1 protein-coding gene is annotated in these 402 nt (G+C 69.7%); it reads left to right on the top strand.

From position 1 onward, the window contains the following. Positions 1–356 (top strand): ABC transporter permease subunit (locus tag ADK36_RS11835; protein WP_159391118.1); only part of this gene is annotated, 356 nt, incomplete at its 5' end. Positions 357–402: the final 46 nt, after the last annotated feature.

The raw sequence follows: 402 nt of genomic DNA on the forward strand, positions 1-402 counted from the left end.
CCGCGGTCAGCACCGACCTGTACGAGGCCGCCGCCATGGACGGCGCCGGGCGCTGGCGCCGCATGTGGCACGTCACGCTGCCCGCGCTGCGCCCGGTGATCGCGCTGCTGCTGGTCCTCAGGGTGGGCGACGCGCTGAGCGTCGGATTCGAGCAGTTCCTGCTCCAGCGCTACGCCGTCGGCGCGGGAGCCAGCGAGGTCCTCGACACCTACGTGTGGAACATGGGTATCCAGAACGGCGACTTCAGCTACGCGGCCGCGGTCGGCCTCGTCAAGGGAGCCATCGGAGTGTGTCTCGTCCTGGGCGCGAACAAGTTCGCGCACCTGCTCGGCGAGCAGGGGGTGTACAAGAAGTGAGCCTCAACACGCAGCTCATCCGCAGCCTCAAGGCTCCCGCCCGCCC

The organism is Streptomyces viridochromogenes, assembly GCF_001270495.1.
Lineage (GTDB): Bacteria > Actinomycetota > Actinomycetes > Streptomycetales > Streptomycetaceae > Streptomyces > Streptomyces viridochromogenes_A.